This is a genomic window from Mastigocoleus sp. MO_188.B34 (genome assembly GCF_030065675.1).
Lineage (GTDB): Bacteria > Cyanobacteriota > Cyanobacteriia > Cyanobacteriales > Nostocaceae > Mastigocoleus.
The window spans coordinates 34,215-52,439 of the sequence record NZ_JASJDK010000036.1 but is presented as its reverse complement, the minus strand read 5'-3'; the positions used below and the strand labels follow the sequence as shown (position 1 = coordinate 52,439).

14 protein-coding genes, 1 other RNA gene and 1 pseudogene are annotated in these 18,225 nt (G+C 37.1%); 8 read left to right on the top strand and 8 right to left on the bottom strand.

Annotation, left to right across the window (positions count from 1 at the left end; genetic code table 11):
* The first annotated feature begins 123 nt into the window (after positions 1 to 123).
* Positions 124 to 579: a GNAT family N-acetyltransferase gene (locus tag QNJ50_RS11240; protein ID WP_300635298.1), complete on the top strand. Its 456-nt coding sequence runs from the start codon at positions 124 to 126 to the stop codon at positions 577 to 579.
* A 40-nt stretch (positions 580 to 619) separates the two neighbouring features.
* Positions 620 to 1,030, top strand: a complete 411-nt coding sequence (locus QNJ50_RS11235; protein ID WP_300635296.1) for a GFA family protein — start codon at positions 620 to 622, stop codon at positions 1,028 to 1,030.
* 16 nt (positions 1,031 to 1,046) lie between these two features.
* Here the strand turns inward: QNJ50_RS11235 and QNJ50_RS11230 are convergent, their stop codons facing one another.
* Both QNJ50_RS11230 and QNJ50_RS11225 read right to left on the bottom strand, forming a co-directional pair.
* Entirely contained in the window at positions 1,047 to 1,829 is a 783-nt protein-coding gene (locus QNJ50_RS11230; protein WP_300635294.1) for an HAD hydrolase-like protein, read from the bottom strand.
* A gap of 440 nt (positions 1,830 to 2,269) precedes the next feature.
* Positions 2,270 to 2,896 (bottom strand): annotated as a pseudogene (locus tag QNJ50_RS11225) (bifunctional 4-hydroxy-2-oxoglutarate aldolase/2-dehydro-3-deoxy-phosphogluconate aldolase); the annotation flags it as partial.
* A 2,186-nt stretch (positions 2,897 to 5,082) separates the two neighbouring features.
* On the opposite strand from QNJ50_RS11225, the gene QNJ50_RS11220 reads away from it, so the two are divergent.
* The 3 genes from QNJ50_RS11220 to speE all read left to right on the top strand — a co-directional run bounded on the left by QNJ50_RS11220 (position 5,083) and on the right by speE (position 8,662).
* The gene (locus tag QNJ50_RS11220; RefSeq protein ID WP_300635292.1) at positions 5,083 to 5,955 is read left to right on the top strand and encodes an SDR family NAD(P)-dependent oxidoreductase; all 873 of its coding nucleotides are present in this window, start codon (positions 5,083 to 5,085) and stop codon (positions 5,953 to 5,955) included.
* A gap of 190 nt (positions 5,956 to 6,145) precedes the next feature.
* On the top strand, positions 6,146 to 7,606 hold the full coding sequence (locus QNJ50_RS11215; RefSeq protein ID WP_300635290.1) for a glycosyl hydrolase family 57: 1,461 nt from the start codon (positions 6,146 to 6,148) through the stop codon (positions 7,604 to 7,606).
* 171 nt (positions 7,607 to 7,777) lie between these two features.
* Entirely contained in the window at positions 7,778 to 8,662 is an 885-nt protein-coding gene (gene speE, locus QNJ50_RS11210) for a polyamine aminopropyltransferase (protein ID WP_300635287.1), read from the top strand.
* A gap of 33 nt (positions 8,663 to 8,695) precedes the next feature.
* Here the strand turns inward: speE and QNJ50_RS11205 are convergent, their stop codons facing one another.
* Positions 8,696 to 9,529 (bottom strand): hypothetical protein, encoded by an 834-nt coding sequence (locus tag QNJ50_RS11205; RefSeq protein WP_300635285.1) that lies wholly within the window; start codon positions 9,527 to 9,529, stop codon positions 8,696 to 8,698.
* Between the two features lie 459 nt (positions 9,530 to 9,988).
* On the opposite strand from QNJ50_RS11205, the gene QNJ50_RS11200 reads away from it, so the two are divergent.
* Complete coding sequence (locus tag QNJ50_RS11200) at positions 9,989 to 10,999, top strand: PstS family phosphate ABC transporter substrate-binding protein (RefSeq protein ID WP_300635283.1); 1,011 nt, start codon at positions 9,989 to 9,991, stop codon at positions 10,997 to 10,999.
* A 329-nt stretch (positions 11,000 to 11,328) separates the two neighbouring features.
* Here the strand turns inward: QNJ50_RS11200 and QNJ50_RS11195 are convergent, their stop codons facing one another.
* Positions 11,329 to 11,643 carry a hypothetical protein gene (locus QNJ50_RS11195; RefSeq protein ID WP_300635281.1) on the bottom strand — a complete coding sequence of 105 codons (315 nt, stop codon included), beginning with the start codon at positions 11,641 to 11,643 and terminating at the stop codon, positions 11,329 to 11,331.
* A 202-nt stretch (positions 11,644 to 11,845) separates the two neighbouring features.
* On the opposite strand from QNJ50_RS11195, the gene QNJ50_RS11190 reads away from it, so the two are divergent.
* Entirely contained in the window at positions 11,846 to 12,268 is a 423-nt protein-coding gene (locus tag QNJ50_RS11190) for a DUF2809 domain-containing protein (protein ID WP_300635279.1), read from the top strand.
* 112 nt (positions 12,269 to 12,380) lie between these two features.
* Here QNJ50_RS11190 and QNJ50_RS11185 read toward each other — a convergent pair whose 3' ends face one another.
* Positions 12,381 to 13,103 carry a RibD family protein gene (locus tag QNJ50_RS11185; RefSeq protein WP_300635277.1) on the bottom strand — a complete coding sequence of 241 codons (723 nt, stop codon included), beginning with the start codon at positions 13,101 to 13,103 and terminating at the stop codon, positions 12,381 to 12,383.
* A 314-nt stretch (positions 13,104 to 13,417) separates the two neighbouring features.
* Between QNJ50_RS11185 and QNJ50_RS11180 the strand changes: the two genes are divergently transcribed.
* Positions 13,418 to 15,649 carry a sensor histidine kinase gene (locus QNJ50_RS11180; RefSeq protein WP_300635275.1) on the top strand — a complete coding sequence of 744 codons (2,232 nt, stop codon included), beginning with the start codon at positions 13,418 to 13,420 and terminating at the stop codon, positions 15,647 to 15,649.
* Here the strand turns inward: QNJ50_RS11180 and QNJ50_RS11175 are convergent.
* The 3 genes from QNJ50_RS11175 to rnpB all read right to left on the bottom strand — a co-directional run bounded on the left by QNJ50_RS11175 (position 15,572) and on the right by rnpB (position 18,125).
* Entirely contained in the window at positions 15,572 to 16,699 is a 1,128-nt protein-coding gene (locus QNJ50_RS11175) for a Gfo/Idh/MocA family oxidoreductase (RefSeq protein WP_300635273.1), read from the bottom strand. The genes QNJ50_RS11180 and QNJ50_RS11175 overlap by 78 nt on opposite strands.
* Before the next feature lie 63 nt (positions 16,700 to 16,762).
* A complete protein-coding gene (gene rnc / locus QNJ50_RS11170) occupies positions 16,763 to 17,479 on the bottom strand; it encodes a ribonuclease III (protein ID WP_300635271.1) in 717 nt (238 codons plus the stop codon).
* A gap of 246 nt (positions 17,480 to 17,725) precedes the next feature.
* An RNA gene (gene rnpB, locus QNJ50_RS11165) (RNase P RNA component class A) lies at positions 17,726 to 18,125 on the bottom strand.
* Between the last annotated feature and the right edge of the window lie 100 nt (positions 18,126 to 18,225).

Below are 18,225 nucleotides of genomic sequence, written 5' to 3'. Positions count from 1 at the left end.
GAATATTTATAGTACGAGATCTAAATTATAGTTGTTAGTTTTTCCCTGAAATTAGTTTTTATCTGGAATTGACTCTCAAGGAGTTGATGTTATTTGTAGTATGTATATACTTCAAAAAGAAACATGTCTGTGACTTTGAGAGAAATCGATCAAGATAACTGGCAAGAGTGTATTAAACTAAAGCCCGATGAGACACAAGTAAACTTCGTCGCTTCTAATGTTTACTCACTTCTAGAATCTAAGTTTGAAAAATCTGTTTTTCCTCTAGGAATCTACAACAACCAAACGATGGTAGGTTTTGTGATGTATGGTTTGGATAAAGATGATGATAATTGGTGGATTATTCGTTTGATGGTAGATCGAAACCATCAAAAAAATGGGTATGGTAAAGCTGCAATGTTAAAAGCGATCGAGATCTTGAAAAATAAGCCAGGGTGCGACTGCATTTTTACAAGTTATGTCCCCGAAAATTTGGTCGCTGAAAAATTATATTTGAGTCTGGGTTTTGAAAAAACCGGAAAGATAGAAGACGGAGAAATCGTAGTTTGTCTTCCACTGGACAAAAAAATCGATCGCTAAGTTAAGTTTTGACTAAATTTCTTAAGAAGGAGATATTGTCATGGAACCAAAATTTACTGGTGGTTGTCTGTGCGGATCTGTCCGCTACGAATGTTCAGCAGAACCTATTGCAATGGGAAATTGTCATTGTCGCGATTGTCAACGGGTGACAGGAAGTGGTTACGCTTCTGGTATGTTAGTTCCACGGAGTGCAGTCACAATCACCGGGAATGTGAAATATTATGAGGTGACTGGCGATAGCGGAAGCACAGTTGGTCGAGGCTTTTGTCCTAATTGTGGTTCCCGATTATTCAGCAAACCCCCAAATCCAGAACTGATGGGAATTATGGCTGGAAGTCTTGACGATCCAAGTTATTTTCAACCAACCATGGATATTTACACCGACAGTGCTCAACCTTGGGATTATATGAATCCAGATCTACCCAAGTTCGCCAAAATGCCAGTAATTTAACTACCAAGCAAATTAATTAGCAAGCAAACGAATCTTGAACAAACTGAGCCAGGGATATTAATTTTATTCTCTCATCATTCTTGGCAGCTTCTCGCTCTGAGGCTGTATTGTATCCCCAACTCGCAAGAAAAAGCTTCACATCCTGTAAATCCGGGAGCTTCTTAACTACTTGTAAGGTTTTTAATCTATCTTCTACAAACCAAACATTTCCAGGCGAAATATTATGTTTTTTTATTAATTCTCTGATAATTTCATACTTTGGACGTTTGACTTCCTTACCAAAAATCAGTTCGGAGTTTAATTCAACCCCCCATCTTTGCAAAAGCTGTTTGACAAAACGTCCTTCCTTAGTAGTAATGATATACAGTTGAACAGAACTGCTTGCAATAGACCGAATTTTCTCAATTGTACCGGGATAAAATCGATTTAAGCTTAACCACCCATCTAAATCATTTTTGATCCATTCATCCCGGATATTATCTAGTTTTTTGGCAACATTTTGAGATTTGAGATTATCTTTCTCTAGAATCTGTTTAGAAATATCATGCCATCCTTGATAAATTTGTTCTTCAGGAACTCCTTCAATAAGTGCTTTGATTAAAACAGGCATTTCCCAACCTGTTTCAATTACAGCTCGCAGTGGGTAAAATGTTTCCGCCAGACCATCAGGAGGTATTTTGTTCTCGACATACCAAACTCCACAGTAAGCACGCCAAGCGACCTGAAAATATTCAATTAGTCCATCACAAATAACACCATCAAAGTCCAAAGCTAATATAGAAGGACTATTTTCCATCATGCTGTCAAGTATATAAGCTGCTTTTTCAGCTTACCTGAAGGAAGATTTTTTTTGTGTTCAACAACATATTTCATTGAGAACCTCCAGGAAATCTAGCAATAACTTAAGCCTAATGTATATAGCTTTTAGGGTTAATATATTTGCTAACGTGCCTTCGTAGCCCTATAAATATCCTCAAATCGTCTTTACCAGTTACAAAATTTTTCCAGTTGTCAGTTACCCTATGATTACTTTTTACATCTGAAACACACTCCTGGGACAGGGCACTGACCGACTCGCTAAGATTTTACAATAGGTGTTTGTACTTGCAAATTCACAGGTGAATTTACATGCAAGTTTGCAGAAGAATTTACGGGTGATTTCATTGGTAAATTTATAGGAGAATTTACAGGCAAATTAACAGATAAATTCGCACATGAATTTCCACCCGAAGACTGACCAAGCTTTTTTCTTAGCCAAGCAGCTTTATCAGTTATGGCTTTCCAGTTACCACTAGCTACTAAATTCTTAGGAAATAGTTGTGTACCCACACCTACCGCAAGAGCTCCAGCAGCGAGAAATTCTTCGGCATTTTCTAAGGTGATTCCACCGCACGGAATTAACGGTATTTGACCCAGTGGGCCCTGCAAGCTCCTAATATAATTGGGACCACCAACTGGTTGTACGGGAAATACCTTGACACATGTTGCACCCCATTGCCAAGCAGTAATAATTTCTGTAGGGGTTAGCGCCCCTGGAATTATTGGTAAGTCCGAATCTTTTGCCGCTTTAATCATTAGAGGGTCTACGTGAGGAGCAAAGAGAAATTGTGCCCCAGCCATGATCGCCTCTTTCACTTGAGTTGGATTCATTAGCGTACCCGTACCAATAATGCAATTTGGTAATTGAACTCGTAGCTGAGAAATCAATTCTGCAGAGCGAGGACTATTCCAAGTAATTTCAATTAACTCCATTCCTCCTTGCGCTGCAGCTAACGCCATTTTTCTTCCAAGCTCGATTTCCGAAGCACGAATCACTGCAATTGCACGATTTTTTTTCAGTAAGGTTAACCAAGAGTAAAGTAACATTTTTAAAGTGAAGGGAATTGTAGCTGTAGGAGTTTGCCACCAGTTATAGTTATCTTTTTACTGAGTAAACATCAGTAAATCAATAAAAAATCTCTTTATGAAGATGTTTTTTGATTTTTAAAGACCACCAGTGACAATAAATATTAGTACGCAATTTAACAGAAACTAGGGAATTTATATGTATTTTAAATCACAAGGCTTCCAGCTTCATCAACTCGTTACACAACGAACAAGTAAACTTAACTTTAAGAAATAATTAATTAAGTACCTGCTTCACTAGGATGCAGCACGAGTTAAGAACATTTATCTTCAGAGTTTGTGAATATATTAATTTTTGCAACGATTTTTCCCTTGTAGTCCTTACATATCTCCATGATTAGCAAAAATGCTGGAAAACCCCTATGAGTTAAATCACAAATCCTATTACGAAAACAAATTCTTAGGGTATTTCCTGATTTGCAAGAGGTCTATTATTTATGACTGTTTTTAGGCTGCTGAGATATGAACTGTAAGATATTGGCAAATTGTAAATGGCGTAGTTTATGTGTGGACAAGAAGCAACCATTTTGTGTTTGTAAAACTCCATAGAGCGCCAGTAATGAGTTTTATCCACACCTAACCAGAAATTCTATCTACGCAGCAAAGATCCGTGATAAAGCAGTACTCAAACTACCTTAACGTTATCTTAACTAGCTCAAACAGCCCTTTCTAAGTTGTGAAAGCACAAGCCGTCAAGACCAAGATATATAAGAAAACAGAAAAAATGAGGTGTGTCTTGATTAGTCAAACACCCTATTTTTCTCTTGGGAGGCGTGTTATGTATATTCAACCAAAAGAATATCTACCAGAGATATTCTGCTCTCAAAAGAATAGATAAAAATCCTATTTACCAAGCAAAAGACCGCATCATTAGAATTTAGAATTTGAACTATTTTCAAATTCTATGAAATGTTGATTTTTATCAGACGTATGCCAACTAATGTTAAGACTTTAAGGCTTACAAAAATAACTATCTAAAGAAATACAAAAAAATTACAATTTGGGATAAACAACAAAAAGATTGGCAGACAACCCAATAACGACCGCAAAGAATATTATAATCGGCATTTAGAATTTAATAAAATACAGCTTTAAAGGTACTGAAGAATCGAGTTACGATACTTTTTTATTCGCTTATTTAGCACCCACTCCAGATAACCTTAAATTACCGATTATAAATTAGCTTCTAAGAACTTCTAATAGTCACCATCAGAGAGTCGAAAACTAAAATAATTCAATCTGATGCACAAATATCGCTTCCTCTGATTTGGAGATAGATAAGATGGAGAAATATTAATTATGACGGCGTGGTAAACCATAAAATGTTACCTGTCAACTAATCGGATTTGTATTGTCAACAAAACAAAATATTCAATCTAGACGTTAAAAAAACTTATTTCCAAATAATTTGGCATTGACTTGTGGTTAATGTTGCGTCCAGTGATGTTGACATTAATAGCCAATACTTTACAGCTGATATGCGATCTATTACACATATCTGCACAAAAACTAAATATTAAGAAATGCTTATTAAAAAATATTGCATAAGCTTGATGAAGTTGTTAGTGTGTGTTTGTGCGACAATGCTGACAATCGTTTATGTCCAAAATATCTAAACCGATACCTGTAATTAAATTGCATAGGCTTATGTTTTGAGTCAATAATGCTTATCTTTCTTGGTAAAACTTGGGTGGTGCTGCGCCTAGAAATTTGTACATTTTGTACTGAATAATAATAAAAGTGGCTCCTCACCATTGGTCAGAACTTAGCCTTAGCAGGAATTATAGGTATTGTAGGGTTGTATTTCTCTTCTAAACATTCTATTGAGAATCAGAGCTTGCGTAAGCAAAACTAATCATTGACTTCATAACAGGAAATCAAAGCTTTGTATTAGACATCTCCAGAAATGAGATATCACCCCTGACTACATAAGGCTTTTATATTCTTTTTCGGAGATGTCTATTGGTAAAATTGCAGATTTATTGAGGTTTAATAGACGAGTATCCTAATGTTAGATAGAAACTAGATTAACTATTTTGCCATTTGTGTGACCTTAGATCGGGCTCACAACATAAAAACTTACTACCACGACAAAGTCTCAACGAAAAAAAACGACGTGGTAGGACTTTAAATTTTAGGGGGAAACCATGAATATTCAAAACAAAGTTGCTCTGGTAACAGGAGCATCAAGGGGTATTGGGCGTGCGATCGCCATTAAATTAGCACAACAAGGTGTAAAACGATTGATACTCATAGCGCGCGATCGACAAAAATTAGTGACCGTAGCCCGAGAAGTAGAAGAAATGGGAACGGAAGCAGTAACAATGGCTCTAGATCTGACCAAAACTACCTTCGTTCATATTGCTGTTGCTCAGTTATGGCGCAGTTATGGACCAATTCATTTGCTGGTTAATTGTGCGGGTGTTGCACATCAAAACTCTTTTTTGCGTTCTAAATTACCTCAAGTGCAAGAAGAGTTATCTCTCAATGTGTTAGGAACCTATACTCTTACCCAAACCATGGCGCGTCGAATGGCGACCAAAGAGGAAGGGACTATAGTCAACGTCTCTAGTTTGATGGGGAAAATCGCCGCACCAACCATGGCTACATATTCAGCAACTAAATTTGCACTCCTAGGTTTTACTCAAGCTTTACGTCGCGAATTAGCTCCACAAAACATCAGGGTAATAGCCTTGCTACCTTCTCTGACAGATACAGAAATGGTTAGAGATTTGCAGTTATTTCGCTGGGTTAGACCAATTACACCAGAGCAAGTTGCTGATGCATTAGTCATTGGTTTGAAAAAAAAATCGCCAGAAATCCTAGTCGGATGGCAAAGTTATCTTGCTGTTTGGTGTCAACGCTTTGCTCCTTGGTTGTTGGAGGTAATTTTACATATAGCTAGACCTCCAATTAAGCCTTCTCAAAGATCACCAACTCGACAGGAAAACGAGTCCAAGCGATCGATAGAACGTTTGCGAAAAATTAATCCTTGGAAGAGGGTAAATGCTATGCGCTAAGTACTTTTGGAAGTCAGGATTCACGAGTCAAGATTTAAGAGTTATTCCCCAGTATGTCCTTCCAAATGCCTAATCTCCAAACTCCCCACACTTCTCACATTTCCCACACTCCCCACACTTCCCCAATCCCCAACACACACCAAAAAGCGTCATACTTAAAATTGTGTATCCGAACTCACCATAAATAGCCATGCTTCCTACAACAGCTAGCCTTCCTTCCTTACCAGAAATTATTGATGGTTTACCAAATATTTCTGGTTGGGAATCAGAAGTTCTCGATACCGTCAACCACGACCGAACAGTATTTTTACCAAGGACTAACATCTCCTTAGACAATATCAAAGCAACTTTTGCGATCGCCCTACACATGCACCAACCAACAATTCCCGCAGGTGCAAATGGGGAATTGATTGGTAATTTGCAATATATGTTTGAACATCAGGGTGAAGGAGATAACCACAATGCTGGACCTTTTGCTTGGTGTTACAGTCGCATGGGGGAGTTTATTCCTGAGTTGGTAAATCAGGGTTGTAATCCTCGCATTATGTTGGATTACTCGGGTAATCTTTTATGGGGACTGCAACAAATGGGTCGGAAAGATATTCTGGATAATCTCAAGCGGATAACTTGTGATTCTACCTATCAACCATACGTTGAGTGGTTAGGTACAATGTGGGGTCATGCGGTTGTTCCATCTACACCCATACCAGATATCAAACTGCATATATTAGCTTGGCAACATCATTTTGCAGCAATTTTTGGTTGGGAAGCATTGGCGCGAGTTAAGGGTTTTTCACCTCCAGAGATGCACTTACCAAATCACCCCGATACATTATTTGAATTTATCAAAGCCTTGAAAGAGTGTGGATATCGTTGGTTGCTGGTTCAAGAACATTCGGTGGAAACACTAACAGGTGAAGGATTGAAAGACAAACATTTACCCCACCGTTTAGTTGCTCGCAATTCCCAGGGTGAAACCATTAGTATTACAGCTTTAATCAAGACTCAGGGCTCAGATACAAAGTTAGTTGCTCAAATGCAACCTTATTATGAGGCAAAAAGTTTATCTCGATTCAAGCCACCAGCAATAGTTAGCCAAATTGGTGACGGTGAAAATGGTGGGGTAATGATGAATGAATTTCCCAGCGCTTTCAAACAAGCTTGGCATGAAATAACCCCTGATTCAGATGTTGTTGGCGTGACGGGAACAGAATATTTAGAATTAATTGCAGCAGCTGGTTTTAGTTCTGATGACTATATACCCTGTCAGCCAGTAGGACAACATTTAATTTGGGAGCGAGTTTCACCGAAAAATGCAACTTCCAATGCTGTTGAAAATATCATTACACAACTAAAGCAAGAAAATCCCCAGTTTCATATGGAAGGAGCTTCTTGGACAAATCATATTAGTTGGGTTGAAGGGTACGAAAATGTTTTGGCTCCGATGAATGAACTTAGTAGTTTATTTCATCAGAAAATTAATACCTTATCTCATGAAGATGGATCTGAACCTTTCACTAGAAGTTCGGATTATCGCCAAGCTTTACTGTATAACTTCTTGTTGCAAACTAGTTGCTTTCGTTATTGGGGACAAGGAACCTGGACTGAATATGCAAAAACAATTTACGAGCGCGGCAAAAATTTAATGTGAATTAGTAAGTGAATCAGTCACGCCAAATTTTACAGCAACAAAAATCGCTAATTTGTAATTCATCACCTCACCTATGGGCTAAATCATTACGAATTACGAATTACGAATTACGAATTATCAATAATTTCGTATACTAGCCTACTGATACATTTTGTCCCACGTGCATTCACCATGGTCTTATCGGAACAACCCGGTCAATTCAATCCCGAGGAATGGGTAATAGACGATAATGGAAAAATGGCATTATCGATTCGCATTCAGGGTGATCGCATTTTTCATGAAGTTTCTCCTTATCAAACTGTAGAAGTTTTTGATACTCCCGGAAATGGGAAAATGCTGACTATTGACCGTATGGTGATGTGCACTGAAGCAGATGAGGCAGCTTACCATGAAATGATTGTCCATGTGCCGATGTTAACTCATCCCCAAGTCAAAGATGTTTTAGTAATTGGTGCTGGTGATGGCGGTACAATTCGCGAGCTAGTACGCCATCAGGAAATTGAAAAGATAACAATGGTAGAAATTGATGAAGCTGTAGTGCGTGCTTCAAAACAATTTTTACCAAAAATTTCTTCAGCCCTAGAGCATCCAAAATTAAATTTATTAATTGATGATGGGATTAATTTTGTCAAAAATGCTGCTGATAGTTCCTATGACTTAGTCATAATTGATTCTTCCGATCCTGTGGGACCTTCGGAGGGATTGTTTACTAAGTCATTTTATCAAGATGTATACCGCTGTCTGCGTCCTGGTGGGGTAGTCACAGTACAAAGTGAATCGCCAATCTTTCATCGCAATGCATTTATAGATTTAAACAAATGTTTGAAAGAAGTTTTTGGTATTGAATCCGTACATTGCTACTTGGTATTTATTCCCATGTATCCAACTGGTATGTGGAGTTTGACTTATTGTTCTAAAGCAGGACCCCATCCAGTAAAGAACTTAGATGTTATCAAAGCAGAGAAAATAACTCGGGAGCACAACCTGCGTTACTATAATGCAGATATACATAAAGCAGCATTTGCACTGCCTAATTTTATTCAGAAAATCATTTAATTGCTAGCCTAATTTTTCCTAAAATTTGAGCCATTAAAACTTGAACCATTTTGGGTCTAATCTCAGACTATTCAGATAATTTTCATCATATAAACGCTCGAATGGAAGTAGTCCTTGGTCACTATACTTATGATAAAACTCTCTGGCATAACGATGGGCATATTCTTCCTTATCTAAATAGGGCTTGGAACGGTACAGACGTTTTATGGAAGCAGATTCTTCATCTGTTTTTGCTGCAAGAGATGGCTTGAGAGAATTTTCTAGATAATCTACAGCATGACCGATTTCATGGGGTAATGTGCGGAAAAGCTGTGTATTTCGCAGACTTTCTGGTGTAGTTATAATATCGTAACCTCTTTTTACTTTCTCGATTTTATGACCATCTTTTTCTAAAGAAAGCAGTTCTTTGCGCCCATAAGAATCGAGCTTGTCAGTCCATTTGAGAATCAAACCGATGGGTACAGCTTCAAGAATAATACTGACTCCAGAATACTTGTAATTAATATCTGCATTACTTGTAAAGCGACCCCAAACAGGTTGTAATATTTCTTGTTTTTTTGTTGGTTGTCGCAAAATCACTAATTCAATTACTTCCAGGTGTTCGCGATCTATCAATTCGAGGACTCTAATAATGTCACTAGGCGTACAAGTATAAACATACCCTTGTTTAGTCGGTTCAACCAGCAGAGTCATTTGATGTCCTTGAATTTCTAAGGGACATGCTACTGGATCTATTAAACGCTCCCAATAAATGTGACTATCTTGCGATTGCTCTGGGATAACCAACTTGTTATTTTGCGAATAGCCATGTTTCTTTGTACCAATCTTTTTATTTCTTCTGATTGGATTCCACCCACTGTGCTTCATAATTCTCAAAACACGAAATCAAAACGCGCAAATCTTAACAATTATCAAGTGAATAAATTTTTGTTTTTAGTGACAGCAAATAGTTTATATTGAACAATTAATTCCTTTAATGGAGGACATCATAACAACATCTTCTCATCAATCTTAACTATTTTTTTCAAGAACATCAGTATCATAATTTAGCTTTATTTTTGGAGGAATTAATTAGTAAAAAATTTTTCTTTAATACCCCAATAAAGGTTATAAAACTGTTACCAAGTTGATGTAATTTTTAATCCTTGAAAATTACAATTGTTTAATTTTACCTATCTCAAGTAAAAGATAATTTATTTTACTAGATATGTTAAAATTTTCTTTCTCAAGACATAACGCTCAAACTTTATTTATTTGATATTCTGGCATTCACTCAAGCATAAACATAAATATGTTTCAAAAAAAAAACAGACTTTGAGTTTGACATTGACTCTGTTAATTTCTTCAAGCTTAATTATTGGAGTTTTTTGGTGGAAATCTCACTTTTATAATATTAGCTTCTTTAATTCAGGGACAAATCGGAGTAATAAGCAAAAACAAAAATCATCACCATCCCTAACTCAGGAGTTTACGAAAGTTAAAAATGTCCCTTCTGGATTATTCCGCTATGGAGGTAGCACCACTTGGGCTTCAATTAGAAATAGAACTGAAAAATCGCTCGCAAAAGTATTTCCAGAATATGAATTAATTTATACCGATCCAAAAAAAGGAAGCCCTGGCTCTGGTGTTGGAATCGATATGCTTCTCAATAACGAATTAGATTTTTCTCAAACTTCTCGTTCTCTAAAAGAGGAAGAATATGAAAAAGCACAACTCAAGGGATTTACACTTAATGAAATTCCTATAGCCATAGATGGTATTGCTGTTGCTGTTCATCCTGAGATGAATATACCTGGCTTAAAACTAGACGAACTCAAAAAAATATATACAGGCGAAATTACTAACTGGAAAGATTTAGGAGGACCGAACTTAAAAATAACACCATACTCCAAACAAAATGAAGGTGGTACTGTAGAGTTTTTTCTGAAAAATGTTTTACAGAAAGAGAAGTTTGGTAGAAATATTCAGACAGTAAAAAATACAACAGAAGCCTTGAGAAAAATTATTAACAATCGGGGTGGCATTTACTATGCATCTGCACCTAAAATTGTTACACAATGTGGTGTTAAACCTTTACCAATTGCACGAGTTGGTGAAAAATTTGTTCCACCTTATAAAAAACCATTAGTTCTTCCTTCGCGATGTCCGAGACAGCGCAACGAATTGAATATAGACGCTTTTAAAAGTGATGAATATCCCATGACCAGACGACTATTTATAGTTGTAAAAAAGAATGGTCAAATAGAAGAACAAGCAGGGATGGCTTATGCAAATCTCATGCTGACAGAAGAAGGTCAACAATTAATCTTAGAAGCAGGTTTTGTCAGGATTCGCTAACACAAAACACATCATGCAAATATTCGTAATTCTCGATAAAAATTAGAAAGATGTTATTTGCGATCGCATGCAAAAACATTAGATAAAAAACATATTTTAGGGGTTATTCCCTTCCCAAACAATCAAGCAACTTTTATTACAAAATAATACTATCTAGAATCTTTAACTACTTAAAATTTTATTAATTTGGTTGAGCTTCTAATTATGTTGCAAAAACTAATAACAGCTTTTTGATACTTTATATAATGTTAGCCCACAGCAAAGTACACTGCAGGCTAATTTATAAAAATACAGAGATCGGCAGTATAAAATACTGACCGAACGCAAGCTTATTGGGTTGTACCCTGAGTACAAACTTTTACATCACCTTCTTTAGTAATGGAAAAAGCATCAAACTCTCTACCATCAAATTCTCCATCCACAGTAACTCGATCGCCTTTAGATAAGTTACGAGACGTGTTGTCTCCACAAACATCCCAAGAGTCAACCCTCAAAGAACGTTCCTCAGTTTTTAATCTAAATCCATCTTCCCAAACTCGTTCAATGGTACCGGAAAAGGAATTACCTCGTGCTTGAGCAATTGAAGTTACGCTAGCAGTAACCGCTAGACCTGTTAAAGCAAAAACTGTTATAACAAACTTCATCCTTCCCCCCTTAAATTTTAAGGCACTTAATATTTGCTTCATAATCTTAAGGATACTGGATTTATAGAGGTTATATTATTGACATTTCTAATTATGGTAATTGGTAAAATCTTTAGATAAGTCTTATCACTGATAATAATAGCGATGCTTATTTAAATATGTAATTTAAGACAATAAATACTTAGGTAAATATAATACAAGCATGCGAATAAATAAACATCATATTAAGTGGAAATATCGTGTAGTTCTGCTCCTCAGTATAGCGATAATTGTTCCTCTAGGTTACATCATTAGGTTTTCCCCAATAACAGGATTTGAGTGGTTAAATGATGTTTTTGGAAGTATTGCTTACGAAATTTTTTGGATTTTACTATTTGCTGCGATCGCTCCGAAAATTTCCGCATTCAAAGTTGCACTTGGAGTTTGTATTGCTACTTGTGGATTAGAGTTTTTGCAGTTATGGCAGCCATCTTTTTTACAAGCTGCTCGTTCCACTTTACCAGGAAGACTAGTTTTAGGTAATACCTTTGTATGGTCAGATTTTCCCCCATACTTTATCGGTAGTTTCTTGGGATGGGTATGGATAAGCTCGCTTAAAAGCTATATTTTCAGAACTTCTAGTTGATTTTAGGCGCAAAAATGTATACTCACTCAGCCACAAAAGTAGAATTTACGCTTAAAAAGGAGTTAAAAAGAGATTGTTTTAATTTGAACTGACAACAAATGACCAATCAACTTCAACTCTTAAAACGATAATGAAGAAAAACTTCATCTTCAACAGTATTTACCGATAGTAAACTTAACCTTGGGGCAATAGTAGGAATAAATCCCGAACCATCTACAGGGGTAGGAGCAGTTTGACCGCCTAACATTAACGGACAAATAGTCAGCCATAACTCATCAATTAAACCCAACTCCAGCATTGCTGCAACTAGTTCACCACCACCCAAAACCGCTAGACGATTAATGCCAAATTTTCTTAAATGCTCCAATACTGATGTAATATCAATTTGTTTCGATTGAGTGTCAAAAACTAATATTTTCTCAAACAGTTGGTTAGAATTATCTTGGTGTTTTGTAATTTTTTTCTGGTACTGTTGCCAAAATTGCGCTCCTTGGGCGGTTGAAATTAACCAACGCCTAACAGGTTGCTCAAAAAAACGCATTTCGGGATCTAGATCTCCGCTCTTAGAAATGGTTATATGAATAGGTTGGGGGGGTTTACCTAACTTGTTTCGATGTCGTAGCAACTCTAAATTAGATATTGTTAGTGTTGTATGATAGGCACGTAAAGTACCAGCACCGAATAAAACGGCATCTGAAGCAGCAATTTGTTTTTCTAAGTGTGTTTTATCAGCTTTCGAGCCAAATCGAGCTGGCGATCGCATATAATCTGCGATTTTACCATCTGCACTCATTGCCAAAACAATGGTGGTGTAAGGACGAAGTTTTTGCACCATTTATAGGGGTAATTTTGATATATTTTGTACTTGTGTAGGTTTTTTAAAAAACTATTGGCGATATTTTATGGTTGCCAATTTACAGTTTCCCATTTTATTTTTTGCTTCCCATTTTTTGCTTCCCAAAAATCAGGCAACGGCAGTCAGTTTTACAAGTAGTTAAATAAAAATTGTATAATATGCTGCAGTTTCTTGGTGGAGAATTGTCAAAATCTTAGATAAAAATAAGTAAATTTTGAAACTGAAATGACATTAGCTGAACTACTTGCATATTGTTGCTATTGTTAACCGCACATTAAGTTGTGAGAATGCCGATGGCTAAATCTCGTCAATCATCTTTTCGCCGAATTTTAGTATCAAGAATTTTGCTTCTATCTGTTCCGGTTTTATTGATAGGAGAAATTATCGTTTTTAAAAAAGCACGTTCAAGTTTACTGGAGACAGCCCGTCAAAACCTCACAGAAAGTGCAGTAATTAAAGGAGAAATGATTACTAATGGGATCGCAGCCCTTAAAAGTAATCTAATGAGTATTTCCCAAACTAGCGTGATTCAGTCTGGTTCCCAGGAAAAAATTCAGAAGTATCTCGAAGGATTAAAAGATTATCTACCAACAAATGTAGAGTGCATTCAATTAACAGATGTTACTAACAATAATGTAATCAACAGTACGTGTGGCAATGATATTATTAAGGAATCAAGACTTCCTCTAGCCAGTAACGAAGTTGACCTTGATGTGAGATTACCGCCACAAAATGGTATTACCGGGCAGAAAGAAATTAAAAATAAACTAAGGTTAATATTTTCTGTTCCCGTATACGACCAGAATCAAACTATTAAATATATTCTCAATCTCCAAACGTTATTACAGGTCAGAGTAAAAAATAAACGAGGAATACTTACAGGTTCAACAGTTGTAATTGATGAAGATGGTAGAATTTTAGCCCATCCCATTGCTACACGTGTCGGGACTAACATTAAAGAACATGCAGATTCTACTCGACTGCAAAAGATTGTAAAAAATGCAGTAGCAGGGAAAAAACACTTTTTACACCTATTTTTTGAAAATGAAGGACAAGAATTATTAGCTGGTTACAAAGCGATCGCAGCTCCAGTTACCGGAAATCAAAAAGAAAAATGGGTTATCTTGGCTGTTACTAGTTTAGATAATGCTTTATATGGATTAGGGCAAATAAAAATTATATTATTGATTTTAACTTTATGTTTGGTCGGTGTTAGCGTCTTAGCCTCCTTATATCTAGCCCGCGACTTAGCACTTCCCATGGAAGAATTAGGAGACTACGCTCAAAATCTCCATCTTAGAAAGGATGTTAAGCCAGTACCCCATAATTTTGAAATTCGGGAATTTAATCAATTAGCACAAGCTCTCGAGCAAATGGTAGAACGTTTAAAAGCTTGGGCTAATGAATTAGAGATAGCTTGGGAGGAAGCCAAAGGAGCGAATCAAAGTAAAAGCCAATTTTTAGCCGCGACTTCCCATGAATTAAGAAATCCTTTAAATATCATCATTAACTGCGTGCGGTTAGTGAGGGAAGATATGTGCGATAGTCGCGAAGAAGAACTGGAATTTTTGAAGCGAGCAGATGATACCGCAATTCATTTGTTGGGGATCATTAATAGTCTGCTTGACATTTCGAAAATTGAAGCAGGTAAGCTGTCGGTATATCCAGAACCGATTGACCTTAGGAAATTACTGTTAGATGTCATTAATATTCAGTCGGTTACAATCCAACAAAAAGGATTGCAATTAAATACTCCACAAATGGATGAAATAATTCCAGTTAATGCCGATCCCAGCAAATTAAAGCAGGTACTAATTAATATTATTGGTAACGCAACCAAATTTACAGAAGCAGGTAGCATCACAATTGGTACAGCTACGGAAATAATTGAGGATAAACCACAAATAATTATCTCTGTAACAGACACAGGTCTGGGTATAGAACCATCACAACAGGAAAAACTTTTCCGTCCATTTGTGATGGTGGATACTTCCAGGAGTCGTCAGTTTGGCGGTACGGGTTTAGGGCTAGCAATTTCCCGTAATTTAATGGAAATGATGGGAGGTAAAATCACACTTGAAAGTCCTGGTTTAGATCAAGGTACCACAGTTAAAATTTCTTTACCTTTAATCGATCCTGCTTTACTTTCATCCCCAAGCACAGAAGCAACAAATAATAAATCAAAATCAAAATTTTCACCTCAAATCCAACCACACATACCACTACAAAGTAATAACAATTGTGCTTCCTTGGATAAAGAATCTCAGAATAGCGATTCATTACGATCTATAACTGAAGCAATAAACTCAACAGAAAAAATGAATTTACTGGAGAAAAATTCATCCCAAAGTAAATGTGTTTCTTCCCTCCCCAAACAGTTCGATAATAAATCCGGTTGTTCTCCCCAAAATTCCATTAAAAAAACTGGAGATCGCGGCGGAGATTCCCTACCAATTTTGATCCAGAAAGGTCGATTTTCCACCTTGATGGAGAGAAGCAGTCAAAGCAGTGAGGATTTTCACTAATTCCGTACCGACCCAACCGGATGAAACAGTAACAGGAGTATTGTGACGAATGCAATGAACAAAGCGATCGCACACTCTTCTTAAAGGTTCTGCTGTTTCTATTGGTATAACTTCACGGCTTTGATTAATTGGAATAAATTGATTTTCCCGAACCTCAAATTCACCCCCCAAAAAACTTAAAGGGGAATCTTGAGACATTTCGTCAAAAATCAAATTACCACGGGAACCAACAATTGCTAGTCGTCTTTGTTTATCCGGGTTAAGCCAACATAGGTGAATATGTGCTTGAAAGTTGTTTGGATAGATTAGTTTTAACCACACAAGATCAGATAGTCCTTGGTTGGGGTTTTTAGGGGAAGAAGACTGAAGCGGAGAAAAAGCAGAAATATTCTGATTTATTGTTTGCGTATCTTTTACTGGTGTGTTCTCTATTTGTGTACTCGTTGTTTGCAACCATACGGAACCTGTAGCTTGCACCTGTACTGGCGATTGACCCAACCAATAGTTAAAAATAGCAATATCGTGAATGGCTAAATCCCACAAAGCATCTACATCTTGACGAACTGGTCCCAAATGGGTGCGGGTAGCATAACCATAACGCAAATCTCCTAGCTTTCCTGAAGAAATAACATTTTTCCCAGACTCTACAGCGGGATGAAATAAGTAGGTATGATCTACCATTAATAATCTTTGAGAAGCTTCTGCTAGCTGACAAAGCTCTTCACATTCCTGGGAATCCAGGGTCAAAGGCTTTTCTGCTAAGACATGATATCCCCAGCGTAAAGCATCACTAATGAGTTTATAGTGAGTGGTAGCAGGAGTCGCAACAATAACAGCTTCTAATTTGTCAACTTCCTTGAGTTGTTGTAAGTGTGCTGTTAATAATACACTCTCATCTAAGTTATATTGTTTTCGAGCTATAGCTAATCTTTCTTGGTTTGGTTCTACTACAGCTGCTAACTGTGTTTGAGGGTGTTCTAAAATATTTCGCAACCAATGAATTCCCCAGCGTCCCACACCAACAACAGCTGTTTTGATTTGATTAGTCATTTGTTACTTTTTTAGTCAATTGTCACGTTCACATTACTTAACCCAATATAGTTAATTTTGAGTTCAGGGTTTTCCCTGAGAGTTAATTGACAAAAAAGCAACTTTTGCAGCAGCCTGCTCAGCAGACTTTATAGAGCGTCCTTTACCCCAACCCAACTTTTCACCATTCAGCCAAACTTCAGCTTCAAAGCGATTTTTATCAGTTTGGGAATGATTTTGAGTTACCCGATATTCCGGCAAAGTTTTAAATTGACCTTGAGTCCATTCTTGAAGTGCTGCTTTATAGTTCAATCTAGCAGGGTCGAGGCGAATTTCTGCAGCTAACTTCTTAAAGTGAGGATCCAACCAAGGACGAATTAATTCTAAATTATTAGTACTCAAATACAATGCTCCCAAAACAGCTTCAAAAGCATCTGCTAACCTTGACTCCATCCCAGCTCGATCGTTGCTTGCACCTCCAGCAACCTGCAAATATAATTCCAAACCGTATACTCGAGCTAATTTAGCAAGAATGCGATCGCTAACCAACACCGAACGAATTGCTGCAAATTCACCTACAGGGAATTCACCATAGTTTTCCCATAACACTTGAGCTGCAACCAAGCGTACTACCGCATCACCAACAAATTCCAATTGCTCGTAGTTTGCTTTTTCAGAAACGCTAGGATGAATCAATGCCAAATCTAACAACTGCCATTTAATTAAGTCTTTATTTGGCACACCTAATCTTTCAATTAAGCTTTCTAGTTGTCTTTGTCGACGTGGATAAGCAAGGGTCATGGGGGTTAGAAATTGGGAATTGGCGACTGGCGACTGAGAAGTGAGGATTAGGCTTTTAAGTTATGAACAATCTTTTAAGTTATGAATAATCTTTTAAGTTATGAATAATATCACAAGCAAGCATTACGCTACAGTAACAAAATTTTATTTTTATCAATAACAAATTACGAATCTCCTATAGCTAAAGCCACGCTAAGTGCTTTGCTAGACGTTAATCCCCAATACCCAATCCCAGGTAAAAATAAAAGAGAGAGTCGGAACATAAGCCGGGTTCTGTTCTCTCATTTACAGACATAGCGTACTACATCCATAAATTTTGAGGGCGGTCATCTATCTGGGATGTTTGTTACCAAACACCTCTAGCGGCTCTTAATTACGGAACTGGGAAAAGACCAACCGTAGTTCCTTTACCTTGCACCCAACCGGGGTTTACCGAGCCAACACCTCTCGATGTTGCTGGTGAGCTCTTACCTCACCTTTGCACCCTTACCTTTTATGGCTAACGCCACAAAGGCGGTATGTTTCTGTGGCACTATCCTCACGCTCGCACGCACTGGGCGTTACCCAGCAAGTCTGGTCTTTCGGGAGCCCGGACTTTCCTCAAACTAGTCACTAGAACTAGTCTGTAACCACCTACGCCTACTCTCTCCCAATTTATTTTAATCTCGGATTGCAATTATTTCGTGCAACTTAATTTATTTTGTATTTGCAATCATTGAAGCGATCGCACTGTAAATGTTCTTATT

Excerpts from the sequence above, each read along its gene's own strand:
- QNJ50_RS11185 (WP_300635277.1), bottom strand. The coding sequence starts at position 13,103 with ATGGTGCAAAAACTTCGTCCTTACACCACCATTGTTTTGGCAATGAGT.
- QNJ50_RS11195 (WP_300635281.1), bottom strand. The coding sequence starts at position 11,643 with ATGAAGTTTGTTATAACAGTTTTTGCTTTAACAGGTCTAGCGGTTACT.
- rnc (WP_300635271.1), bottom strand. The coding sequence starts at position 17,479 with ATGACCCTTGCTTATCCACGTCGACAAAGACAACTAGAAAGCTTAATT.
- QNJ50_RS11220 (WP_300635292.1), top strand. The coding sequence starts at position 5,083 with ATGAATATTCAAAACAAAGTTGCTCTGGTAACAGGAGCATCAAGGGGT.
- speE (WP_300635287.1), top strand. The coding sequence starts at position 7,778 with ATGGTCTTATCGGAACAACCCGGTCAATTCAATCCCGAGGAATGGGTA.
- QNJ50_RS11230 (WP_300635294.1), bottom strand. The coding sequence starts at position 1,829 with ATGATGGAAAATAGTCCTTCTATATTAGCTTTGGACTTTGATGGTGTT.
- QNJ50_RS11240 (WP_300635298.1), top strand. The coding sequence starts at position 124 with ATGTCTGTGACTTTGAGAGAAATCGATCAAGATAACTGGCAAGAGTGT.
- QNJ50_RS11215 (WP_300635290.1), top strand. The coding sequence starts at position 6,146 with ATGCTTCCTACAACAGCTAGCCTTCCTTCCTTACCAGAAATTATTGAT.
- QNJ50_RS11180 (WP_300635275.1), top strand. The coding sequence starts at position 13,418 with ATGGCTAAATCTCGTCAATCATCTTTTCGCCGAATTTTAGTATCAAGA.
- QNJ50_RS11205 (WP_300635285.1), bottom strand. The coding sequence starts at position 9,529 with ATGAAGCACAGTGGGTGGAATCCAATCAGAAGAAATAAAAAGATTGGT.
- QNJ50_RS11235 (WP_300635296.1), top strand. The coding sequence starts at position 620 with ATGGAACCAAAATTTACTGGTGGTTGTCTGTGCGGATCTGTCCGCTAC.
- QNJ50_RS11190 (WP_300635279.1), top strand. The coding sequence starts at position 11,846 with ATGCGAATAAATAAACATCATATTAAGTGGAAATATCGTGTAGTTCTG.
- QNJ50_RS11175 (WP_300635273.1), bottom strand. The coding sequence starts at position 16,699 with ATGACTAATCAAATCAAAACAGCTGTTGTTGGTGTGGGACGCTGGGGA.